Origin of the sequence: Leucobacter manosquensis (assembly GCF_018304845.1) — a bacterium.
Taxonomy (GTDB): Bacteria; Actinomycetota; Actinomycetes; order Actinomycetales; family Microbacteriaceae; genus Leucobacter; species Leucobacter alluvii.
The window spans coordinates 1,384,456-1,405,218 of sequence record NZ_JAFEVO010000001.1; the positions used below are offsets into that span (position 1 = coordinate 1,384,456).

Below are 20,763 nucleotides of genomic sequence, written 5' to 3' on the forward strand. Positions count from 1 at the left end.
GCCCTTCTGCGCGGAGTGCGTTACTCACCGATGCCGGGAGTTGCGGCGGTCGAAGCCACGGCGGCCGCGGCCGAAGCCGAGGCGGCTCCCGCATCCCGATCCGCGCGCGGCTCGGTGGCGAAGGTGAACTCGCCGTCGACGAAGTCGACCTTCACGAGGTCGCCCGCCAGCAACTCGGCGCTCAGGATGCGCTCCGAGAGGCGATCCTCGATCTCCCGCTGCATCGCGCGGCGCAGCGGACGCGCACCGAGCGTCGGGTCGTAGCCCACCTCGGAGAGGCGCTCGCGCGCCGCGACCGTGATCTCGATGTGCATGTCGCGATCAAGCAGGCGATCCTTCAGCTGCTTCACGAACAGATCGACGATCTGCAGCAGCTCCGGCTTGGTGAGCTGCGGGAACACGATCGTGTCGTCGACACGGTTCAGGAACTCCGGCTTGAAGTGCTTCTTGAGCTCCTCGTTCACCTTGCCCTTCATCATGTCGTACCCGACCGACGAGTCGCCCTCGAGCTGGAAGCCCACCGGTCCGCCAGCGATCGCGGTCGATCCGAGGTTCGTCGTCATGATGATGACGGTGTTCTTGAAGTCGATCACGCGACCCTGACCGTCGGTGAGGCGACCCTCTTCGAGAATCTGCAACAGCGAGTTGAAGATGTCGGGGTGAGCCTTCTCGATCTCATCGAAGAGCACGACGGAGAACGGCTTGCGGCGCACCTTCTCGGTGAGCTGGCCGCCCTCTTCGAACCCGACGAACCCCGGAGGGGCACCGAAGAGACGCGAAACGGTGTGCTTCTCGCCGTACTCCGACATGTCGAGCGAGATCAGCGCATCCTCGTCATCGAACAGGAACTCGGCGAGCGCCTTCGCGAGCTCCGTCTTGCCGACGCCCGTCGGGCCGGCGAAGATGAACGAGCCGGAGGGGCGCTTCGGATCCTTGAGGCCCGCGCGCTGGCGACGGATCGTCTTCGCGAGTGCCGAGATGGCCTCGTTCTGGCCGATGACGCGCTGGTGGAGCGCGTCTTCCATGAAGCGGAGCCGCGAGGTCTCCTCCTCGGTCAGCTTGAAGACCGGGATGCCGGTCGCCTGAGCGAGCACCTCGGCGATCAGTCCCTCGTCGACCTCGGCCTGGGTGGCCACGTCGCCCGAACGCCACTGCTTCTCGAGGCGCAGTCGCTCGGCGATCAGCTTCTTCTCCTCGTCGCGCTTGTTGGCGGCGGCTTCGAAGTCCTGACCCTCGATCGCCTGCTCCTTCTCAGCACGGACGACGGCGATCTTCTCGTCGAACTCCCGCAGCTCCGGCGGGCTCGACAGGATCGACAGGCGGAGGCGTGCGCCGGCCTCGTCGATCAGGTCGATGGCTTTGTCGGGCAGGAAGCGATCCTGCACGTACCGATCGGCGAGATTCACCGCGGCGACGATGGCGCCGTCGGTGATGGAGACCTTGTGGTGCGCCTCGTAACGGTCGCGGAGGCCCTTCAAGATGTTGATCGAGTGCGGGAGCGACGGCTCCGCGACCTGGATCGACTGGAAGCGGCGCTCGAGCGCTGCGTCCTTCTCGAAGTGCTTGCGGTACTCGTCGAGCGTGGTGGCGCCGATCGTCTGGAGCTCACCGCGCGCGAGCATCGGCTTCAGAATGTTGGCCGCGTCGATCGCGCCTTCTGCCGCACCGGCACCCACGAGCGTGTGAATCTCATCGATGAAGATGATGATGTCGCCGCGGTTGCGGATCTCCTTGGTGACCTTCTTCAGGCGTTCCTCGAAGTCGCCGCGGTAGCGGCTGCCCGCGATCATGGAGCCGAGGTCGAGCACGTAGACCTGCTTGTCCTTGAGCGTCTCGGGCACCTCGCCCTTGATGATCGCCTGCGCGAGACCCTCGACGACGGCGGTCTTGCCGACGCCGGGCTCGCCGATCAGCACCGGGTTGTTCTTGGTGCGGCGCGAGAGGATCTGCATGACCCGCTCGACTTCCTTCTCACGACCGATCACGGGGTCGAGCCTGCCCTCGCGGGCCGCTTGCGTGAGATTGCGGCCGAACTGATCGAGCACCTGCGAGCCCTTGGACTCGCCGCCCGACTCCGGCGCACCCACGGTCGCGCTCTCCTTGCCGGCCTGGTAGCCGGAGAGCAGCTGGATCACGGTCTGGCGCACGCGGTTGAGATCGGCGCCGAGCTTCACGAGCACCTGCGCGGCGACGCCTTCGCCTTCGCGGATCAGGCCGAGCAGGATGTGCTCGGTGCCGATGTAGTTGTGGCCCAGCTGCAGCGCTTCGCGCAGGCTCAGCTCGAGCACCTTCTTGGCGCGTGGCGTGAACGGGATGTGACCCGCCGGCGGCTGCTGCCCGGTGCCGATGATGTCGGTGACCTGCGCACGCACTGCGTCGAGCGAGATCTCGAGCTGCTCGAGCGCCTTCGCTGCAACGCCCTCGCCCTCGTGGATCAGGCCCAGCAGAATGTGCTCAGTACCGATGTAATTGTGGTTGAGCATCTTCGCCTCTTCCTGGGCGAGCACCACAACCCGGCGAGCACGATCAGTGAATCTCTCGAACATCTCCTACCTCCTTGCGACGCCTGTAGCACGGGAAAGGCGCCGCCGATGGAAACAGGCTACGTGGTGATCCCGTATCGCGGGGCCGTGTTCGCCGCAGGCGTGACGGGCGGTTGACGGCCGAGCCCCGCATCCCGTAGCTTATCGATCACCGATAATAACGATGAACGATAAGGAGGCGCCATGTCAGCGTCGCAGCTCCCAGCGCCCACCCTCCCGAGGCGAGTTCACTCCGCGCAGGATCCGCTCGGACGCCATCGGCGTACTCGTCATGTGCTCACTCGCCGCGATCGCCGTCGTCGCGCTCGCGATCGCCGAGTTCCGGCGTCGCTTCGTCCCCGGTGGCATCGCGTGGACCCTTCCGATCCAACCGCGGGAGATCACCGCGGAGGGGGTGACGGAGTACGGCACAGACGGACCGATCGCAGCGGACCCCATCTCCGGGATCGCGACGCGGATCGACGTGATCGTGCCCGATGTCAACCCGGTCTCGACGGTGTGCCTGGCGATCTCGATCGTGCTCGCGGCCATTGCCGCCCTGGTCGTGATCGCCTGCACGGCGCGACTGACGCGGAGTGTGCTGCGCGGCGAGTTCTTCACGCCCGCCGTGAGCCGAGCATTCAGCGCAGCCATGTGGAGCGGCGTCGGCGGAGCGCTTGCGGCGTATGCGTTCCGGCACTTCGCGGCGAACGGGGTAGCCGCAGCACTCGACGTCCGTGCCACAGACACCGGAACTCTGGCGTGGTGGGGATGGTACGTGATCATCCTCTTCGGGATCTCCGCCCTCGGACTGATCGACATCGCAATCCGACGCGCGATGCGCCTCGAGCGCGAGACCGAGGGCCTCGTATGACTCCCGTCGACCCCGACGAGGGGCACGCGATCCATTGCCGGCTCGACGAGCTGCTCGCAGAGCGGGGTCTCACCCTCACGCAGGTGAGCGAGATGGTCGGGGTGAGCCTCGTGAACCTCTCCGTGCTGAAGAATGATCGCGCGCGAGCGATCCGCTTCTCGACGCTCACCGCGATCTGCCGTGCGCTCGACTGCGAGGTGGGCGACCTGCTCGTCGTCTCCGAGTAGCGCGACGTCGGAGCCAGAGCCCGTGCAGCCCGGAGGCGGACCCGCGCAGTCCACTGGCTCGACACTCCGCGTTCACCCGTGCCGCTTACCGTGAACGCATGTCGTCGCCCTCGCTCTCCCCAGCAGCACCCGCGTCTGCGCTCGCCCTGATCCGCGCGTTCGCCGCGACCCTCGGGCAGAGCGAGGGCGCGGTCGCCCGAGTGATCCTCGATCGCCCCGCCGACGTCCCGCAGTGGTCGACGCAGGAGCTCGCCGCGGCGGCCGGAACATCGACCGCCACCGTCATCAGAGCCTGCCAGCGGCTCGGATTCCGCGGGTTCCAGCATCTGCGCCTCGAACTGGCACGGGAGATGCCCGCCTCCGGCACCGAGGAGCACACCCCGGGAGACGCCGTGGACCAGGTCTTCGAGAGCGCGCGAGCCGCACTGCTCGTCGGGCGGGCTTCGATCGACCGCACCGCCCTCGCCGAGGCCGCCGCGCTGCTCGCGCGCGCCTCGCGCGTCGTGTGCGCCGCCAACGGGTTCTCCGCTCCACCACTGCAAGACGCCGCCATGCGCCTCGCCACGGTCGGCCGCCCGGTGGAAGCGCCGCTCGACATCCTCGCTCAGCAGTTCGCCGCTCACAGCCTCACCGATGCTGACGTCTGTTTCGCACTCAGCCATTCCGGGGCGAACGCGCACACACTGGCGACGGTGCGCGCCGCGCGCAAGCGCGGTGCGCGAATCGTGTCGCTCTGCAGCTATCCGAGAGCCCCCCTGGTCGAGCTCTCGGACGTCGCGCTCTCGACCGGCGCAGTCGGCACCCAGCACGCGGTCGATCCCTTCTTCAGCCGACTCGGCCACTCCGTGCTGTTGCAGGCGCTCGTCACGGAGGTCGCGGGCCTGCGATCGAGCACCGACGCGCTCGATATGCGCGAGGTCGTCGCTGACGCCCTCGTCGACTCTCAGCAGTAAATCTGTCTGATCTGGGATTTTCGCACCCTTCTCCAGTTCGACAGCTGCGCGTCCCCACCCGTTCACCACCGCGACACCCTGCCCGGCGATGCTGCTCATGTAACCGCATTTCACGCCCGATGTAACGGGCGACACCGGCAGGAGAACAGAGCAGTGCACGACATTTCACTCGACGGCAGTTACAACGCACGAGGCATCGGTCACCGCCGTCGCCCCTGGCTCGTGCGCTCGGCCGGCCTCGATGCACTCACCTCCGACGGCGAGCGCGGCCTCCGAGACGTCGGCGTCGACCTCGTCATCGACCTGCGCGAGGAATCGGAGCAGGCGGGGCGCACGCACACGATCCCCGTGCGCTCCGTGCCGCTCTACGGCGCAGCGCCGCCCAGCTCGGGAACGCTCGAATCCGTCTACGCGGGGCTCGTCCGCGATCGCGGCTCACGACTCACCGCCGCTGTCATCGCCATCGCCGAGCACCCGGGAACCGCGGTCGTGCACTGCACAGCCGGGAAGGACCGCACCGGACTCGTCGTCGCACTGGCGAGACTCGCCGCGGGAGACGCGCGTGCCGAAGTCGTGGCTGACTACGCAGTGTCGGGCGAGACCGTGCGCCCGCAGCGGGAGGCGATCGCCGCCGCGCAGCTCTCGGGCGTCACGCTCTCAGCTGCGGCGCGCGCCGCGTCGGAGCGACTCCACCTCGACAGCCCCGCGGAGGCCCTCGAGTCGGCACTCGACATCGTGGATGAGCTGGGAGGGGTCGCCCAGTATCTCCGCACGCACGGCGCGACGTCCGGCCATGTGGCCGCCCTCGCCGATCGGGCGGACGCGCACGCCGCCATCGCCTCCGGATCAGTCGCATGAGCCGCCGCACCGGCCGGTTCACGGTGCTCCACGTGAGCGACCTCCACGCCACGGAGAGCGGTCTGCTCTACGACGCGGTCGACGGCCTGGGTCGGCTCGAACGGGTGGGCGATTACGCGCTCGCGACCGGCATCACGCCGGAGGCGGTCGTCATCACCGGCGACCTCATCGAACGCGGCAACGCCGGCGCCTACGCCGCGGTGGCACGGGCGTGCGATCGCCTGCAGGATCGCCTGGCCGCACCGGTGCTCACCGTGCTCGGCAACCACGACGACCCCATCGCCGCGCACGCACTTCCCGGCCACGCGCGCGCGCACTTCGGCGCCCACCTCGTCGACGGCGTCCGCGTGGTCCGCCTCGACTCGCGCACCGGCCGCATCGACGCCGATCAACTCGAGTGGCTCGCCTCCGAGCTCGCTGCACCGGCGGAACGCGGCACGGTCGTCGCGCTGCACCACGCGCCGCTCGGCTCACCGCTGCCGGCGCTCCGCCGCCAGGGCCTCCGCAACGCGGAGGAGCTGCTCCACGTGCTCGACGGCAGCGACGTCCGTGCGATCCTCGCCGGGCATTTCCACCACGGCCTCACGGCATCGATGCACGGCATTCCCATCTTCGTCGGCCCCTCTCTCGCCTACCACCAGGTGATGAACGCCGGCCCCGACGCCGTCGCCGGGCACGACTCCCCCATGTTCTCGCTCGTCCAGTTCACGAGCGAGGGAGTGAGCGCTTCCACCATCGCGCTGCACTCACCCGAGCCCCTCTTCACCCAATCCATCACCCGCTCTGCACAGAAAGCGACCCATGTCTCGTAATCGTTCCACCGGCGTCATCGCCGCGTTCGCCCTGTCGGCCCTCGCACTCACCGGATGCGCCGCTTCGGCGGACGCAACCGACTCCGGCGATGCCGGCACCCCCGATGCGTCGACGATCACCCTGTACACCTCGGAGCCGCAGGAGAAGATCGACGCGATCGTCGCGGCGTTCACCGAGCAGCACCCGGAGATCACCGTCGACGTCTTCCGCGCCGGCACCGGAGATCTCACCGCTCGTATCGCAGCCGAGGAGAAGTCGGGCGACATCGGCGCCGACCTGCTGCTGGCGGCCGACGCCGGCACGTTCGAGGACTACGCCGAGCGCGACCTGCTCCTCGAGTACGAATCCCCCGAAGCCGCGGCCATCAATCAGGATCTCGTCGATCCCGAGCACTTCTACGTCGGCACGCGAGTGCTGCCGACCGTCGTCGCGATCAACACGAACGTCATCACCGAGGCCCCCGACTCGTGGCAGGATCTCACCGACCCCGAGTACGCGGGGAAGATCGCGATGCCGAACCCCGACGTCTCGGGCGCCGCTGCGTACAACGCCGCCGTGTGGCTCGACAACGACGACCTGGGCATGACCTGGCTCGAGGGGCTCGCCGCCAACCAGCCCCTGATCGCGGAGAGCAACGGCCCCGTCTCGCAAGCCGTCGCCGACGGCAGCAGCCCGGTCGGGATCGTCGTCGACTCCCTCGTGCGGGACCTCGCCGCCGCGGGTTCGCCCATCGAGGCGGTCTACCCCGAGGAGGGCGTGCCCTTCGTGTCGCAGCCGGTCGGCATCTTCGCCGATACCGCGGAGCCAGAGGCCTCCCAGTTGCTCGTCGACTTCCTCATCAGCAAGGAGGGGCAGGAGATCGCAGCATCGCAGTCGTACCTCCCGATCCGCGATGACGTCGAGAGCCCGGAAGGCGCGCCCGCAACTGCCGACATCACACTGCTCACCCCCGACCTCGAGACGATCCGCGCGTCGCAGGCCGACGCCGTCGAGACTTTCAATGGCCTCTTCCAGTAACACGCTCTCGCGGCCGCTCGCGGGCTCGACCGATCACGGTCGGGCCCGCGGTGCCGGGGACGTCCGAGGTGCCGGGGACGCCCGCGGGACCGGCCGGGATCGCGCCACCGATCCGTCGAGGTCCCGGTTCTCGCTCGACGGCCTCCGCGCGGTGCGCATCGCCCTGTGGTGCGCGGTCGCCGCCCTCATCCTCGTACCGATCATCGCGATCGTCGTCCTCGCCGCGACCGGCGGCGGATGGACGGCCCTCGGCGATCCCGACGTGCTCGGAGCCGCCGGCAACTCGCTCGTCTCCGCCGCCGTCTCAGCCGTGCTCGCCGTGGTCATCGGCAGCGCGCTCGCCGTGCTGCTCGAACGCACCGACCTGCCCGGCCGTCGCGCGCTCCGCCTGCTCGCACTCAGCCCGATGCTCATGCCGCCGTTCGTCGGGGCGATCGCCTGGCTCAGCCTGCTCGGCCCCTCGGCAGCGGTGAACACGTTCTGGACGCAGCGGTTCGGCGCACCGCTCTGGAATCTCTACGGCGGCGACGGCGTGATCTTCCTCCTCACCCTCCACAGCTACCCGATCGCGATGATGATCGTGACAGCTGCACTGCGGCGCATTCCCGCGGACCTGGAGCAGGCGGCGCGCATCGCCGGCTCCTCCGCGCCGCGCGCGCTCTGGGAGGTCACGACGCCGCTGCTGCGACCCGCCATGCTCTCCTCGTTCACACTCATCGCCGTATCGAATCTCGCCGATTTCGGCATCCCCTCCATCATCGGTCTGCCCGAGCGCTACGTCACGCTCTCCACCCTCGTCTACCGCTACCTGCAGTCGGGCACCGTCGACGACCCCCTCGCGGTGGTCTCGGCCATCGGGTTCGTACTGCTCGTCATCGCGCTGCTCGGTGTCGTCGTCGATCTGCTGCGCACGCGCACACGGGTCGAGCTCGACGCGCAAGCCGGAGCACCGGCCCGGCTCCCGCTCGGACGCGCCAGGGTGCCGGTCGGCGCGCTCACCGCCATCGCAGTGCTCGCGGTCACCGTGCTGCCGCTCATCACGCTCGCCATCCAATCCCTCTTGCCAGCGCCCGGGGTGCCGCTCACGCTCGAGACGGTCACACTCGCGAGCTTCGAACGGGCCCTGTCGGCATCGGGCACACTCACCGGTATCGGCAACTCACTGATGCTGGCGACACTCGCCGCCATCATCTGCGGAGTGCTGGGACTCGGGATCGGCACGTTCGTGACCCGCACGCGCGCTCGGAGCAACCCCGCGCTGCTCGGTCTGTCGCTCCTGCCGCAGGCGATCCCCGGACTCGTCATCGCTGTCGCCTGGCTCGTGATCGCACCGAAGATCGGCCTCTCCAACACGCCATGGCTGATCCTCTGCGCCTATCTGACGTCGTTCCTCGCCCTGGTCGTGCAATCCGTGCACGCCCCGCTCTCCGCGACCCCGACGACTGCGGAGGAGGCAGCCCGCATCTCGGGCGCCACCCGGCTGCGGGCGCTCTGGGACATCTCGTGCCGCATGGCCGTTCCCGCAGCGATCTCGGGGGCGGTTCTCGTCGGGCTCACCGCTGTGCGCGAGCTCACGCTCTCCGTACTCCTGCTCTCGCCCGGCTCCCAGACGCTCGGCGTCGTCATCTTCAACCTGCAGCAGGCAGGCGCCTACAACGCCTCGTCCGCGCTCTCGCTCATCGTCGCACTCGTCGGACTCGCCGGTCTCGGCCTCACCGCCCGCACCCCACGTTAGGAACGCTCGTGTCTTCCGTCGCACTCGAATCGGTCAGTCTCTCCTACCCCGGGGGCCATCTCGGGCTCGCCGACGTCGATCTCCGCATCGGCGACGGCGAGTTCGTGGCCCTCGTCGGCCCGTCGGGCTCCGGCAAGACGACCCTGCTGCGCACGGTCGCCGGCTTCATCGCCCCGACCGCCGGAACCGTGCGCATCGGCGATACCGTGGTGGCTTCGCCGAGCCGGAGCCTGGAGCCCGAGCGGCGCGGGCTCGGCATGGTGTTCCAGCAGCACGCGGTCTGGCCGCACTGGAACGTCGGCCGCAACATCGAGTACCCCTTGCGCCGGGGCGGCGTCTCGCGAGCGGAGCGCCGCCGCCGCGTCGCAGAGGCACTCGATCTCGTGGGTCTCCCCGGCGCCGAGCGGCGCAACCCCGCCACGCTCTCCGGCGGCCAGCGGCAGCGCGTCGCGATCGCCCGAGCAATCGTCGCGCGCCCGCGCGTGCTGCTCCTCGACGAGGCGCTCTCCGCACTCGACGAGCCGCTGCGCGATCGCCTCCGGCTCGAACTCCGCGCGCTCACCCGCGAGCTCGGCCTGACCGTGCTGCACGTCACCCACGACCGGAGCGAGGCGCTCGCGCTCGCCGATCGGGTGGTCGTCGTCGACGGCGGCCGAGTCCAGCAAGTGGCGACCCCCGCTGAGCTGGTCGAGCGCCCCGCGTCGGCCTTCGTCGCGGGGTTCGTCTCCGATGCGGCGATCGTGCCGGGAGTGCTCGACCACGCCGGGTTCCGCGCTGATCAGCACCCGCTCGCGCTGCCGTTCGAGCGTGTGGACGGGACACGACTCGACGGCCAGGGGCGAAACGGTGGCGCTGCAGTGGAACTCGCCGTCTCGCCCGAGCACGTGCGCGCGATTCCAGACCCATCGGGCCCCGCGACCGTCACCTCGTCGCTCTTCGGCCGAGGCGGCGACGACCTCGTGATCGACTGGCAGGGGCTCTCGATCCGCTCGCGTGCGCACGGCGTGCGTTGCGCTGCTGGCACCCGTGTGCGCGTGGAGATCGAACGGGCGACCGCCTTCCGCAGCCCGACGACCGAGTCGCACGGGCGAGTGGTCTCCGAACCGTCAGCCGGTTCCTCCGTCGCGGGCGCAGCACGACCTCGACCGGTTAGCGTGGGAGTATGAGCACCCCTGAATCTCGCGCCGCATCCATCGTCATCGTTCGGCACGGCGAGACCGACTGGAACATCGGTCGCCGCATCCAGGGCCGCACGGATATCCCGCTGAACGAGCGCGGCCGCAGCCAGGCCGGTGAGATCGCCGAGCTGCTGCATGATGCAGGGCCGTGGCGGCGCGTCATCGCGTCCCCGCTCAGTCGCGCCGCCGAAACCGCTCGCATCATCTCCGACCGGCTCGAGCTGCCGCAGGCGGAGATCGCGGATGACGTCATCGAGCGCGACTTCGGTTCGGCCGAGGGGATGCTCGTCACCGATGCCAGCGCCCGGTGGCCCGGCCTCGACGTCCCCGACGCGGAGGCTCTCGCGGCGCTCGCGGAACGCGGAGCGTCAGCGTTCGGGCGGATCCTGCGCGAGGCCCCCGGGTCGATCGTCGTGGCCCACGGAGCGCTCATCCGCTCCGCCCTGACAGCGCTGAGCGGAACGGAAGCCCCGCGCATTCTCAACGGCGAGGCCTGGCTGATCTCACCGGCGGCCGCGAGGGATGCACCGGCAGCCCACGAGATCCCGTTCCCGGTCGACGAGACGCGGAACGGGCCGCGGATCGCGATCCGCCGCCTCGGCACCCCAGCCGAGCAGCACGCGTTCTGACGCCGAGCCCGTCTGGTCGCGCTTCCCCGACTACTGCGCCGGGTTCTGCGGCGTCGCGGGCGCCTGCGGAGCGAGCGGTTCGATGACGACGGCCGTGCCGTACGCGCAGAACTCGGTGAAGTTGCCGATCGCGCCTGAGTCGAACCGCATCGCCACCACCGCATTCCCTCCGCGGGACTGGGCCTCCGCCCACATGCGGTGCATCACTTCCCAGCGCGATTCGTAGATCACCTTCGTGTACTCGGGCATCTCGCCGCCGCCCAGTGCCCGGAAGCCCGCGGTGAAGTTCTGCCCGAAGTTCGCCGAACGCACGGTGAGCCCCATCACCTCCCCGAGCACCTGGGTGATCCGGTATCCCGGTACGTCGTTGGTGGTCACTGCGAACATGATCTGATTCCCCTCGTACGACTCTGCTCGCACCCGCCGGCGCAGCTGAGTTCAGCGTAGACCCTCGCCGCTCGCGGCGAGGCTACTGCAGCGCCGAGGTGAGTCGCGCGATGCCGTCGAGCAGCTGCGAGGGCAGTGACTGCTTCTCCCACTCCTCGAGGGTCAGCTCGCGCGAGTTCTCGCGGTAGTAATCGGTGACGCCGTCGAGATCGCGCACGAATTCCGCTCCGTGCACCACCATCGAGATCTCCATGTTGAGCCCGAAGGATCGCTGATCCATGTTCGACGATCCGACGACCGCGACCTCCTCGTCGACGGTGAAGTGCTTCGAGTGGAGGATGTACGGCGGGCGGAACATCATGATGCGCACCCCGGCGCGCAGCAGCTCCTCGTAGTAGGAGCGCTGGGCGTGGTACACCATCGCCTGGTCGCCGACCTCCGAGACGAAGAGCTCGACCTCGACCCCGCGAGCCGTCGCGGCGCGCACGGCGTTCATGATGGAGCCGTCCGGAACGAAGTACGGGCTCGTGATGCTGATGCGACGCTGCGCCGAGTACATGAGGGCGACGAAGACCTGCAGGTTGTTCTCGCCTGCGTATCCCGGGCCGCTCGGCACGATCTGGCAGTCGAGGTCGCCGGGCTGCTGTACGTTGACCGCCTCGTCGGTGAGGTTCGTCAGGTACTCGCCGGTTTCGAGGTACCAGTCGCCTTGGAACACCGCTTCGAGTCCGAGCACGATGGGCCCTTCGACCCGCACCATGAGGTCTTTCCAGTGCAGACCGCGCCGCCGATTCGACCGCTTGTTGTAGCTGGAGTCGACGAGGTTCTGCGATCCCATGAAGCCGACGGAGCCGTCGATGACGATGAGCTTGCGGTGGTTGCGCAGGTCGGGGCGCTGATACTCGCCGCGCCACGGCCGCACCGGCAGCATGTACGACCACTGGGCGCCCATGTCGGTCAGACTCTGCGCTGTGCGCTTCGAGCCGGGATTCCGCACGGCCGAGATGTGGTCGAGCAGTACGCGTACCGTCACCCCGCGGGCCACGGCCTCGCGCAGGGCGGCGAAGACGTCGTTCGTGGTCTCGTCGTGCACCAAGATGTAGAACTCGACGTGCACGTACGCTTTCGCGGCGCGAATGGCCTCGGCCATCCGAGCGAACGATTCCTCGTAGTCGATGCAGAGCGACGCCGTATTGCCCTGCAGCATCGGCTGCGCTCCGAGCTCACGGCCGAGCTTCACCACACTGTCGAGCCCCGGAAGCATCCGTTCCGGTGGCGTGATGAGTTCGGCTTCCTCCTGGTCGGCGATCTGGGCGACGAAGTGATTGATCGCCTCCTGCTTCCGCTCGCGTGCACGAGGAAGCCGCTTGCTCCCGATGACCAGGAAGAGCAGCAGACCGGGCACCGGCAGGGCGAAGATCGCCATGAGCCAGGCCATGCCGGCGGTGGGGCGCCGATTGCGCGGGACGACGAAGATGGCGACGAGACGAATCAGATTGTCGACGACGAGCACGAACCAGGCCCAGACGACGGGCCAATCCAGTCCGAACCAGTCGAATTCCATCTGGCTCCCTCCGCGTCACCTCAGTGCCATGATTGCGCGAGTGCGCGTACGTCCACTGTAGCGGGGAACCGTCGGCGCTCAGGCCTCGTCTCGAGCGGGCAGTCCGGCTTTCGCGCGCTCCTCGGCCTCGATGCGCTGGTACGCCTGGCGCTCCGTGCGATCGGCGCGCAGGATCAGCCGCAGCACCAGCCAGAAGAAGATGCCGATCAGCACGGTCGGAGTCAGCGACCAGATCGCGTTCAACCACCAATTGTCCATAGTTCCCCCAGTGTACGTGCGCTCCCGCGCGGAAACCTGGGGAGCTCGGAAGGTGCTTACTTGACGAGCGGGAAGAGGATCGTCTCCCGGATCCCGAGGCCCGTGAGCGCCATGAGCAGTCGATCCATGCCCATGCCCATGCCGCCCGACGGAGGCATGCCGTGCTCGAGCGCGCGCAGGAAGTCCTCGTCGATCGGCATCGCCTCGTCGTCGCCGCGCGCCGCCTCCGCCGCCTGCTGCGTGAAGCGCTCGCGCTGCACCACGGGGTCGACGAGCTCCGAGTACCCGGTCGCGAGCTCGAAGCCGCGCACGTAGAGATCCCATTTCTCGACGAGGCCGGGGATCGAGCGGTGGTGCCGGGTGAGGGGGCTCGTCTCGACCGGGAAGTCCATGACGAAGGTGGGACGGGTCAGTCCGTCCTTCACGAAGTGCTCCCACAGTTCTTCGACGAGCTTGCCGTGGTTGGGCAGGTGCACCTCGACGCCCTCGGCATCGGCGAGCGCCTGCAGATCGCCGACGCTCGTCTCCGGCGTGATCTCGCGGCCGGCGGCCTCCGAGAGCGTGCCGTACATCGAGATGCGCTCCCAGTCGCCGCCGAGGTCGAACAGCGTCCCGTCGGCCCAGCGCACCACATGGGTGCCCTCGCGCTCCGTTCCCGCGTTGGCCGCGAGGGCCGCGTTCTGCACGAGCAACTGCGTGAGATCAGCGATGCCGTTGTAGTCGGAGTACGCCTCGTACGCCTCGAGCATCGCGAATTCGGGGCTGTGCGTCGAGTCGGCGCCCTCGTTGCGGAAGTTGCGGTTGATCTCGAAGACGCGCTCGAGGCCGCCGACGGCCGCGCGCTTGAGGTACAGTTCGGGCGCGATGCGCAGGTAGAGCTCGGTGTCGAAGGCGTTCGACTTCGTGACGAACGGACGGGCCGAAGCGCCGCCGTGCATCGTCTGCAGCATCGGCGTCTCGACCTCGATGAAGTCGCGCTCCGCGAACGTGCTGCGCAGGCTGGCCATGGTGCGCGCACGGGTGACGACGTTGATGCGGGCCTGCTCCCGCTGGATCAGATCGAGGTAGCGCTGACGGATGCGCGTCTCCTCGTTGAGCTCGGCGTACATGTTCGGCAGCGGCGCGATCGCCTTCGCGGCGATGGCCCAGTCGCTCACCCTGATCGACAGCTCGCCGCGGCGGCTCGAGATGACCTCGCCGCTCACGAACAGGTGGTCGCCGAGGTCGGTGAGCTCCTTGTAGCGTGCGAGCGATTCCTCGCCCACCTCGGCGAGGCTCACCATCGCCTGGATGCGCGTGCCGTCGCCGGCCTGCAGCGAGGCGAAGCAGAGCTTGCCCGTGTTGCGCTGGAACACGATGCGCCCCGCCAGGCCCACGCGCTCGCCGGAGGCCGTATCGGGCGTCTCCTCCAGGTGACCGTACTGGGCGCGGACCGCCGGAATCGTGGTGGTCACCGGCAGCGCGACGGGATAGGCTCCGCCCGCGAGGTCCGCGTCGGCGTTCAGCCGGTCGCGCTTCTCGAGTCGCACCCGCTTCTGCTCGAAGATCTCTTCGGCGGTCGCCTCCGGGGCGCTATCTGCGGGTGCTGCGGTCTGCTCGCTCATAGGGGCGGGGTCCTCCGGATCGTGTCGGCGTACCGACCCATCCTAGCTTCCGCCTGCTGCGTCGGCTGGCCCACGGCGATTGCCGGGGCCCTCGAGTCACAGTTCGGGATCGGGCTCCCCCGCGATCAGCTCCTCCTCGACCGCGGCACGCACGATCCCGGCGACGATCTGGCCCGGGCGCTCGATCCCGAGCGCCCGGAGGGCGTCGATGTTCTGCCGCACGATCGCGCGGGAGAACTCGCTCGCCGCACTCACGGCTTCGGCGTAGGCCGCGCGATCCTCCTCGGCTACGATGACGGGCTCGGCGCCCATCTCGACGGCGAGCGCCTGCCCGATGGGCAGCACCGGCGCAGGGGCGGTGACGGCCACCGTCGCCTCGGCGAGTCGCGTGAGGTCGAGACTGGTCCCCGTGAACACCATCGCCGGGTGGAGGGCGAGTGGAATCACCCCGGCGGCGAGCGCCGGCGCGAACACGCCGTACCCGTGCTCGGGCGCGGTGTGGATCGCGAGCTGCCCGGGCTGCCAGGCGCCGGTCGCGGCGAGCCCGGTGACCAGGTCGGGAAGTTCGCTGCCCGGCACGGCGAACAGCACGAGTTCTGAGCGCCGTACGACCTCGGCGACGTCGAGCACCGGCACTCCGGGCAGCATCGCCTCCGCGCGCTCCCGCCCGTCGACTCCGAGCGCCGTGATGCCGACGATCGCGTGCCCGGCTCCTGCGAGCGCCCGGGCGAGTACGGGCCCGACGCGGCCGGCGCCGACGACGCCGATGCCGAGCCTGGACGCGGCTGCACCCGCGCTCACGCCTCGTGCGCCCGTCCACTCGTGAGCCCGTGGCCGTGGCGCGGGGCGCGGGGCGACTCGGGCGATACGGGCTCGGGCGATACAGGCTCCGGCGATACGGGCTCCGGCAGCGCGGACTCGGCGGGCACCGGCTCGGCCAGCACCGGCTCGGCGGGCACCGGCTCGGCGGGCATCGGCTCGGCGGGCATCGGCTCGGCCAGCGGAGCGCGCGCCTCGAGGATGCGCTGGGCTTCGGCGCCCTGCACGCGGAGCACGAGCGCTGCGAGCTCGTCGAAGAGTCGGCGGGCGGCGCCGAGTTCGAGCCCGCGCATCTCCATGCGCACGGGCCCGAGCACCGTGTGCGCCGAGATCGATGCGAGGCCGAGCATGCGATGCACGAGCGGCCGTCGCAGCTGGATCGATTGCGCGCGGAGGATGGGCATGATCGCGAACGAGCGCGTCAGCACGCCGCGCCGAATGCGCAGCGTCGCGTCGTCACCGCCGGTGTCTTCGATGCGGAGGCCGGCGCGCCGACGACCCCAGAGCAGCACGGCTGCCGAGCGTCGGCCTCCGCGCACGTACCCGTCGGCCGGGCCGATCAGTCCGTCGCGCAGGGTCGCGATCTCGTCGGCCTCCGTCCCGGTGCCGGGGAGCAGTGTCTCGATCACCCGGAGCACGTCGGCCTCTCGCCCGACGGGCAGCACGACGTTCTGGGTCGCGTTCTGCCCGCCCTGCGCGACGGAGTGGCCCGCCGTGGTGATGCGCACCTTCCACCAACCGAGCGGGCGCCAGAGCAGCGGCTGCCGCGCTTCCACCGCGTGGATGCGCCCGAACGGGATCGACTCGGTGATGGTCGACGTGAGGCCGGAACCGGTGCGCACCGCGTCGTCGGTGCGCGAGAGCGTGAAATTGAAGCCCTTGTTGAACTGCCCGAACATGACGCTCGCCATCACGATCAGCAGCGGGATGACGCCGAAGATCAAGAAGGCTTCGAGCACGGCGCCGCCGATGACGATGCCGGCGATGAGCACCACGAGGATGATCGCCTCCCACCCGAGCGCGATACTCGCCGCGAGCCGACCGACGGGCACTTTCACCAGCGTCTGCGCTTCGATCGCCTCCGGGTCGATGTCGGCGTCGACGAAGTCATGCGCGCGGGCGGTGAGCGCGTCACCGGGGGTCGAGTAGACCGTTCCGTCCAATCCGACGGGCGCCGGGCCTGACACGTCGGCGACGGCGCGCTGACCTGCGGCACCGCCGCGTCGACGCGATCCTGACACCTGCAGAATCTGCTCGCGCACGGTTTTCGCGTCTCGATGGCCGAGGAACGACAGTTCGACCTTGCCCCCCTGCCCCGCGGTGACGACCTCGATCTTCGTGAGGCCGAGCGCGCGGGCCAAGAGGGATCGCTGCAGATTCACGCTCTGGATGCGCTCGAGCGGGGCGCGTCGATGCGAGCGGAACAGCACCCCGTTCCGCACTTCAACGGCGGCCTCCGTGATGCGGTACGTGGCGAACCGCCACGCCAGCCAGGAGAACAGCACGATCAGCAGGAGGATCAGCACGAGGCCGCCGAGCACGGCGAGCAGCAGCCCCTCGGCGACCAGGAACTCGTACAGGTCGACCAGGTCGCGATCGCCGGAGACGTCGACGGACGCATCCCCGTCATCGAGGTTGTTCGCGAAGAAGAACTGCACGAAGTGATCTCGGAAGTTCGCGACGATGATGCCGGCGATCACGAGCAGCGCGAGCCCGCCGCGAAGGAGCGGCGACAGCGGATGCATGCGCCGCCAGCCCTCGGCGTCGGAGGAGCCGGGCAGTTGGGCGTCGACTTCGGGGTCGACGGTCACAGGCCCGACCTCCGCGCCTCGGCGAGCTCAACGAGGCGGTCGCGCAGCTGCTCGGCGTCTTCGTGGCGCAGACCGGGCAGATTGACTCCGGTCGCGGCCGAGGCGGTGACGAACTTGAGCGTCGCCAGTCCGAGTGCCCGCAGCAGCGGACCGCGAGTGACGTCGACCAATTGCAGGCGTCCGTACGGCACGGCGATGACGCGCTCGAACATGATGCCGCGGCGGAAGAGCAGATCGTCGTCGCGCAGCACGTATCCGATCGCGCGCACGCGTCGGAACGCGAAGATCGCGTTGATCAGGAAGATCAGGATCAGCGCCGGGAGACCGATGCGCAGGAAGAGCGGCGCGTCGCCACCGGTCGACACGAAGATCACCGCGAAGACGGCGGCCAGCGCGATGACGAACAGCAGGTTCACCGCGAGATCCGCCCACGCGTACGACGGCGAGACGCGCTTCCAGTCGACCCGCTCCGTCTGCCACCCGGCTGCGGACTCCGTTACCTCGACATCACCCGTAGTCATGGCACCAGCTTAGGCCCAGGCCGATCAGCGGTCTCGGTACACCGCCGGGTCCGCCGGTCCTCGCTCGGGATCGAGCCCGCCGTCCTCGTCCGTCTCATCGCCCGGCGGCACGCGGCACCAGTGCTCGACGATCGCGGCGCACCCGAGCAGCACCGCACCGGCGATGACGACGAGCATCATCGGCACCCACGTCGCAGCCGTGGCGGCCACGCTCCGACCGGTCAGCGAGAGCAGCAGCCCGGCCCCGAACCCGCCGAAGAGCGCCCCCACGATCTGCCCGGCTCGCGCCGTCACGAGCAGCCGGACGGCGTGGAACGGATCGATCGCTCCGGGCTGCTTGCGGATCTGGCGACGCAGGCGCAGGCCGAAGACGAGCAGCACCCCCGCGACCAGCACCAGGGAGGCGGGCAGCGAGAGCGGCGGGGAGAGCGGGGCGTGCCCGCGGCTCGACAGGGCGAACTGCACCACCAGTCCGACGGCTGCGCCCATCGCGGCGACCGCGAGCGTGACGAGCGGGTTGCTGCGCTCAACCTTGCGCATCGAGCCCTCCCGATCTGCCCGGCACGACCTTCGAGCCGGCATTCGCGTGGTCGTCATGGCTCAGGGGCACGGTGGTATCGCCGATCCGCGCGAGCAGGTCCGCAACGCGGCCGTGGCCCATGAGCACCGCGTCGGGGTCGAGATCGAGCCAGGGGGCGAGCACGAAATCTCGCTCGTGCGCGCGGGGATGGGGCACCTGCAGCCGGTCATCCGATATCACGCGCCCGCCGAACAGCACGAGGTCGATGTCGAGCGTCCGGTCACCCCAGCGGATGTCGCGAACGCGGCCGTGCGTCGTCTCGATCGCCTGCATGGCATCAAGCAGCGCATGGGGGTCGAGTGTCGTCCGTGCGGTGGCGACGCCGTTGACGTAGCGGGGAGCATCGGGATCTGGCCCCGACGCCGTCAGCGCGATCGTCTCGCGCAGCGCAGAGGCCTCGAACCGCTCGATGCCCGGAGTCGCGGCGAGTGCGCGCTGCGCTGAGCGGATGGTCTCTCCGCGATCCCCGAGGTTCGCGCCGAAGGCGAAGAGCACGGGAACGACCTGGGCGATCACAGCGGGGCCCTCTCCGCAGCATGACGCACGATGGTGACCGAGACGTCTGAGAAGGTCTGCGCGATCGGGGCATCCGGTTTGTGCACGGTGATGCGCGCGCGGCGCACGCCGGCGAACCCGAGTGCGACCGTCGCGGCCCGCTCGGCGACCGTCTCGATCAGGTCGACCGGGTCTCCGCCGACGGCGGCGGCGATCGCGTCGGCGAGTTCCCCGTAGTGCACGGTCCGCGCGAGCGCATCGTCGGCGGCAGCGCCAGCGAGGCTCACCTGCACGTCGGCGTCGATGATGAAGCGCTGGCCCTGCTCGCGCTCGAAGTCGAAGACCCCGTGGTGGGCGAACACTTCGAGGCCGGTGAGGGTGATCCGGTCTTCCTGAGGGCCGCTCGTGCGCTCCGGCTCCGCCGTGCGCCGGCGAGCCCCGCTCCAGGCCGCCTGCACCGCGAGCGCCTGGCGCGTGCCGACGACGTCGTGCACGCGCACGCCCCAGGCCCCGGCGTCGGCAGCCAGCGCGCTGACCACGGCTGTTGCGAGATCCCGCTCGTGGGAGCGGTTGATCTCGCCGGGTTCACGTCGGGGCGTCGCGAGCTCCGCGATGGCCTCCCCCAGCATGCGCTTGCGCGACGCTCCGACGAGCACGGGGAACCCCACGGCGTTGAGCTCCCCCAGCGCGGCGAGCAGCTGCCAGCCCTGATCTCCGGTCTTGTCGAAGCCGAGTCCGGGATCGAGCACGAGATGTTCGGGGCTCACCCCCGCCGCGATCGCGGCACGGACCCGCTCCGCGAGGGCGTCCGCCACCTCGCTCACGACGTCCCCGTACTCGGAGCGCAGGTGCGCGGGGTCGGGGATGCCGCGCCAGTGGCCGATGATGAATCCGACTGATCGATGACGGCTGGCGTCGGCGGCGACGGCGAGCATCGCGGGGTCGTGCAGGCCGCCCGAGACGTCGTTGATCCAGCGCGCGCCCGCTGCGACCGCAGCGGCTGCCGTGTCGGCGTGCAGCGTATCGACCGAGACCGTGGCACCGGCCTCGGCGAGGGCGCGGATCACGGGGAGGACGCGCGCCTGCTCCTCCGAGCTGCTCACCGGCGTCGCTCCCGGACGCGTCGACTCACCGCCCACGTCGACCACGTCGGCGCCCTGGGCCACGAGTTCGAGGCCGCGTTCGATCGCCAGATCGTGCGCAGCATACGATCCGCCGTCGCTGAACGAGTCGGGGGTCACGTTGAGCACGCCCATCACCGTCGGACGTGCCCGCCCGCGCGCCCGCGGCCGCGCCCGTGAGACGGAGCCGGTCACGCCTCGCCGCTCTCTGCTCCAGCGAGAGGCGCTCGGCCCAGCAGGGCGAAGACCGCGGCTTGCTCGGCCGCGTCTGCGAGCGACCCGCGAGACGCCACGGTGATGATCGTCGATTCGCTCTGCCGCACGCCCCGGTCGGCCACGCATCCGTGGCTCGCCTCGAGCACGACGAGCACGCCATGCGGGTCCAATCCGTCGTGGAGGGTCTGCGCGATCTGCTCGCCGAGCCGCTCCTGCATCTGCGGTCGCGCTGCGAGCATCTCGACGACGCGAGGGATGGCGCTCAACCCGACGACGCGCTCGTTCGGCCGGTAGGCGATGTGCGCTCGCCCGCGGAACGGGAGCAGGTGATGCTCGCACATCGAACGCAGGGTGATGTCGCGTACGACGACGAGCTCCCCGGTGTCTTCGCCGACCGGGACGGAGTCGGAGAGCAGCACCGACGGGTCGCGGCCGACACCCGCGAAGAACTCGGCGTACGCGTCCGCCACACGGAAGGGAGTGCTCGCGAGCTCGGGGCTGTCGGGATTCTCCCCGATAGCCCCGATGAGCTCGCGCACCGCCGAAGCGATCCGCTCCCGATCCACCGTGTCACCCATGGT

21 protein-coding genes are annotated in these 20,763 nt (G+C 69.6%); 9 read left to right on the forward strand and 12 right to left on the reverse strand.

Annotation, left to right across the window (positions count from 1 at the left end; genetic code table 11):
* Positions 1 to 20 precede the first annotated feature (20 nt).
* Positions 21 to 2,546: an ATP-dependent Clp protease ATP-binding subunit gene (locus JSQ98_RS06380; protein ID WP_211648858.1), complete on the reverse strand. Its 2,526-nt coding sequence runs from the start codon at positions 2,544 to 2,546 to the stop codon at positions 21 to 23.
* A 160-nt stretch (positions 2,547 to 2,706) separates the two neighbouring features.
* On the opposite strand from JSQ98_RS06380, the gene JSQ98_RS06385 reads away from it, so the two are divergent.
* The 9 genes from JSQ98_RS06385 to JSQ98_RS06425 all read left to right on the forward strand — a co-directional run bounded on the left by JSQ98_RS06385 (position 2,707) and on the right by JSQ98_RS06425 (position 10,806).
* A complete protein-coding gene (locus JSQ98_RS06385) occupies positions 2,707 to 3,396 on the forward strand; it encodes a hypothetical protein (RefSeq protein ID WP_211648860.1) in 690 nt (229 codons plus the stop codon).
* Complete coding sequence (locus JSQ98_RS06390; protein ID WP_211648861.1) at positions 3,393 to 3,623, forward strand: helix-turn-helix domain-containing protein; 231 nt, start codon at positions 3,393 to 3,395, stop codon at positions 3,621 to 3,623. Before JSQ98_RS06385 ends, JSQ98_RS06390 begins: the two co-directional genes overlap by 4 nt.
* Before the next feature lie 98 nt (positions 3,624 to 3,721).
* A complete protein-coding gene (locus tag JSQ98_RS06395; protein WP_211648862.1) occupies positions 3,722 to 4,576 on the forward strand; it encodes a MurR/RpiR family transcriptional regulator in 855 nt (284 codons plus the stop codon).
* A gap of 153 nt (positions 4,577 to 4,729) precedes the next feature.
* A complete protein-coding gene (locus JSQ98_RS06400) occupies positions 4,730 to 5,434 on the forward strand; it encodes a tyrosine-protein phosphatase (RefSeq protein WP_211648863.1) in 705 nt (234 codons plus the stop codon).
* Positions 5,431 to 6,246: a metallophosphoesterase family protein gene (locus JSQ98_RS06405; protein WP_090150978.1), complete on the forward strand. Its 816-nt coding sequence runs from the start codon at positions 5,431 to 5,433 to the stop codon at positions 6,244 to 6,246. The genes JSQ98_RS06400 and JSQ98_RS06405 overlap by 4 nt, the downstream gene beginning before the upstream one ends.
* Entirely contained in the window at positions 6,236 to 7,264 is a 1,029-nt protein-coding gene (locus JSQ98_RS06410; RefSeq protein ID WP_211648864.1) for an ABC transporter substrate-binding protein, read from the forward strand. Before JSQ98_RS06405 ends, JSQ98_RS06410 begins: the two co-directional genes overlap by 11 nt.
* A complete protein-coding gene (locus JSQ98_RS06415; protein ID WP_249290764.1) occupies positions 7,248 to 8,999 on the forward strand; it encodes an ABC transporter permease in 1,752 nt (583 codons plus the stop codon). Before JSQ98_RS06410 ends, JSQ98_RS06415 begins: the two co-directional genes overlap by 17 nt.
* 8 nt (positions 9,000 to 9,007) lie before the next feature.
* Positions 9,008 to 10,165, forward strand: a complete 1,158-nt coding sequence (locus tag JSQ98_RS06420) for an ABC transporter ATP-binding protein (protein ID WP_211648865.1) — start codon at positions 9,008 to 9,010, stop codon at positions 10,163 to 10,165.
* Positions 10,162 to 10,806: a histidine phosphatase family protein gene (locus JSQ98_RS06425; RefSeq protein ID WP_200331342.1), complete on the forward strand. Its 645-nt coding sequence runs from the start codon at positions 10,162 to 10,164 to the stop codon at positions 10,804 to 10,806. Before JSQ98_RS06420 ends, JSQ98_RS06425 begins: the two co-directional genes overlap by 4 nt.
* 30 nt (positions 10,807 to 10,836) lie before the next feature.
* Here JSQ98_RS06425 and JSQ98_RS06430 read toward each other — a convergent pair whose 3' ends face one another.
* The 11 genes from JSQ98_RS06430 to folE form a co-directional block, all read right to left on the reverse strand.
* A complete protein-coding gene (locus JSQ98_RS06430) occupies positions 10,837 to 11,193 on the reverse strand; it encodes a YbjQ family protein (protein WP_090151423.1) in 357 nt (118 codons plus the stop codon).
* A gap of 82 nt (positions 11,194 to 11,275) precedes the next feature.
* Positions 11,276 to 12,757 carry a cardiolipin synthase gene (gene cls / locus JSQ98_RS06435; protein ID WP_200331340.1) on the reverse strand — a complete coding sequence of 494 codons (1,482 nt, stop codon included), beginning with the start codon at positions 12,755 to 12,757 and terminating at the stop codon, positions 11,276 to 11,278.
* A gap of 78 nt (positions 12,758 to 12,835) precedes the next feature.
* Complete coding sequence (locus tag JSQ98_RS06440; protein ID WP_090150992.1) at positions 12,836 to 13,015, reverse strand: hypothetical protein; 180 nt, start codon at positions 13,013 to 13,015, stop codon at positions 12,836 to 12,838.
* 56 nt (positions 13,016 to 13,071) lie between these two features.
* Complete coding sequence (gene lysS / locus JSQ98_RS06445) at positions 13,072 to 14,619, reverse strand: lysine--tRNA ligase (RefSeq protein ID WP_211648866.1); 1,548 nt, start codon at positions 14,617 to 14,619, stop codon at positions 13,072 to 13,074.
* Positions 14,620 to 14,715: 96 nt separating this feature from the next.
* A complete protein-coding gene (locus tag JSQ98_RS06450) occupies positions 14,716 to 15,420 on the reverse strand; it encodes a DUF2520 domain-containing protein (RefSeq protein WP_090150998.1) in 705 nt (234 codons plus the stop codon).
* Positions 15,417 to 17,249, reverse strand: coding sequence for a PH domain-containing protein (locus JSQ98_RS06455; RefSeq protein WP_346728727.1), 1,833 nt, complete (start codon positions 17,247 to 17,249; stop codon positions 15,417 to 15,419). The genes JSQ98_RS06450 and JSQ98_RS06455 overlap by 4 nt, the downstream gene beginning before the upstream one ends.
* On the reverse strand, positions 17,246 to 17,770 hold the full coding sequence (locus tag JSQ98_RS06460) for a PH domain-containing protein (RefSeq protein ID WP_200331336.1): 525 nt from the start codon (positions 17,768 to 17,770) through the stop codon (positions 17,246 to 17,248). Before JSQ98_RS06460 ends, JSQ98_RS06455 begins: the two co-directional genes overlap by 4 nt.
* 24 nt (positions 17,771 to 17,794) lie before the next feature.
* Positions 17,795 to 18,310, reverse strand: coding sequence for a DUF3180 family protein (locus tag JSQ98_RS06465; protein ID WP_090151001.1), 516 nt, complete (start codon positions 18,308 to 18,310; stop codon positions 17,795 to 17,797).
* Positions 18,297 to 18,866 (reverse strand): 2-amino-4-hydroxy-6-hydroxymethyldihydropteridine diphosphokinase, encoded by a 570-nt coding sequence (gene folK / locus JSQ98_RS06470; protein WP_211648867.1) that lies wholly within the window; start codon positions 18,864 to 18,866, stop codon positions 18,297 to 18,299. Before folK ends, JSQ98_RS06465 begins: the two co-directional genes overlap by 14 nt.
* Positions 18,863 to 20,161 (reverse strand): dihydropteroate synthase, encoded by a 1,299-nt coding sequence (gene folP / locus JSQ98_RS06475; RefSeq protein WP_346728728.1) that lies wholly within the window; start codon positions 20,159 to 20,161, stop codon positions 18,863 to 18,865. The genes folK and folP overlap by 4 nt, the downstream gene beginning before the upstream one ends.
* Positions 20,158 to 20,760 (reverse strand): GTP cyclohydrolase I FolE, encoded by a 603-nt coding sequence (folE, locus tag JSQ98_RS06480; protein ID WP_090151007.1) that lies wholly within the window; start codon positions 20,758 to 20,760, stop codon positions 20,158 to 20,160. The genes folP and folE overlap by 4 nt, the downstream gene beginning before the upstream one ends.
* Positions 20,761 to 20,763 lie beyond the last annotated feature (3 nt).

Coding starts and splice junctions, on each gene's coding strand:
- JSQ98_RS06380 (WP_211648858.1), bottom strand. CDS start 2,546: ATGTTCGAGAGATTCACTGATCGTGCTCGCCGGGTTGTGGTGCTCGCC.
- JSQ98_RS06385 (WP_211648860.1), top strand. CDS start 2,707: ATGAACGATAAGGAGGCGCCATGTCAGCGTCGCAGCTCCCAGCGCCCA.
- JSQ98_RS06390 (WP_211648861.1), top strand. CDS start 3,393: ATGACTCCCGTCGACCCCGACGAGGGGCACGCGATCCATTGCCGGCTC.
- JSQ98_RS06395 (WP_211648862.1), top strand. CDS start 3,722: ATGTCGTCGCCCTCGCTCTCCCCAGCAGCACCCGCGTCTGCGCTCGCC.
- JSQ98_RS06405 (WP_090150978.1), top strand. CDS start 5,431: ATGAGCCGCCGCACCGGCCGGTTCACGGTGCTCCACGTGAGCGACCTC.
- JSQ98_RS06410 (WP_211648864.1), top strand. CDS start 6,236: ATGTCTCGTAATCGTTCCACCGGCGTCATCGCCGCGTTCGCCCTGTCG.
- JSQ98_RS06415 (WP_249290764.1), top strand. CDS start 7,248: ATGGCCTCTTCCAGTAACACGCTCTCGCGGCCGCTCGCGGGCTCGACC.
- JSQ98_RS06425 (WP_200331342.1), top strand. CDS start 10,162: ATGAGCACCCCTGAATCTCGCGCCGCATCCATCGTCATCGTTCGGCAC.
- JSQ98_RS06430 (WP_090151423.1), bottom strand. CDS start 11,193: ATGTTCGCAGTGACCACCAACGACGTACCGGGATACCGGATCACCCAG.
- cls (WP_200331340.1), bottom strand. CDS start 12,757: ATGGAATTCGACTGGTTCGGACTGGATTGGCCCGTCGTCTGGGCCTGG.
- JSQ98_RS06440 (WP_090150992.1), bottom strand. CDS start 13,015: ATGGACAATTGGTGGTTGAACGCGATCTGGTCGCTGACTCCGACCGTG.
- lysS (WP_211648866.1), bottom strand. CDS start 14,619: ATGAGCGAGCAGACCGCAGCACCCGCAGATAGCGCCCCGGAGGCGACC.
- JSQ98_RS06460 (WP_200331336.1), bottom strand. CDS start 17,770: ATGACTACGGGTGATGTCGAGGTAACGGAGTCCGCAGCCGGGTGGCAG.
- JSQ98_RS06465 (WP_090151001.1), bottom strand. CDS start 18,310: ATGCGCAAGGTTGAGCGCAGCAACCCGCTCGTCACGCTCGCGGTCGCC.
- folE (WP_090151007.1), bottom strand. CDS start 20,760: ATGGGTGACACGGTGGATCGGGAGCGGATCGCTTCGGCGGTGCGCGAG.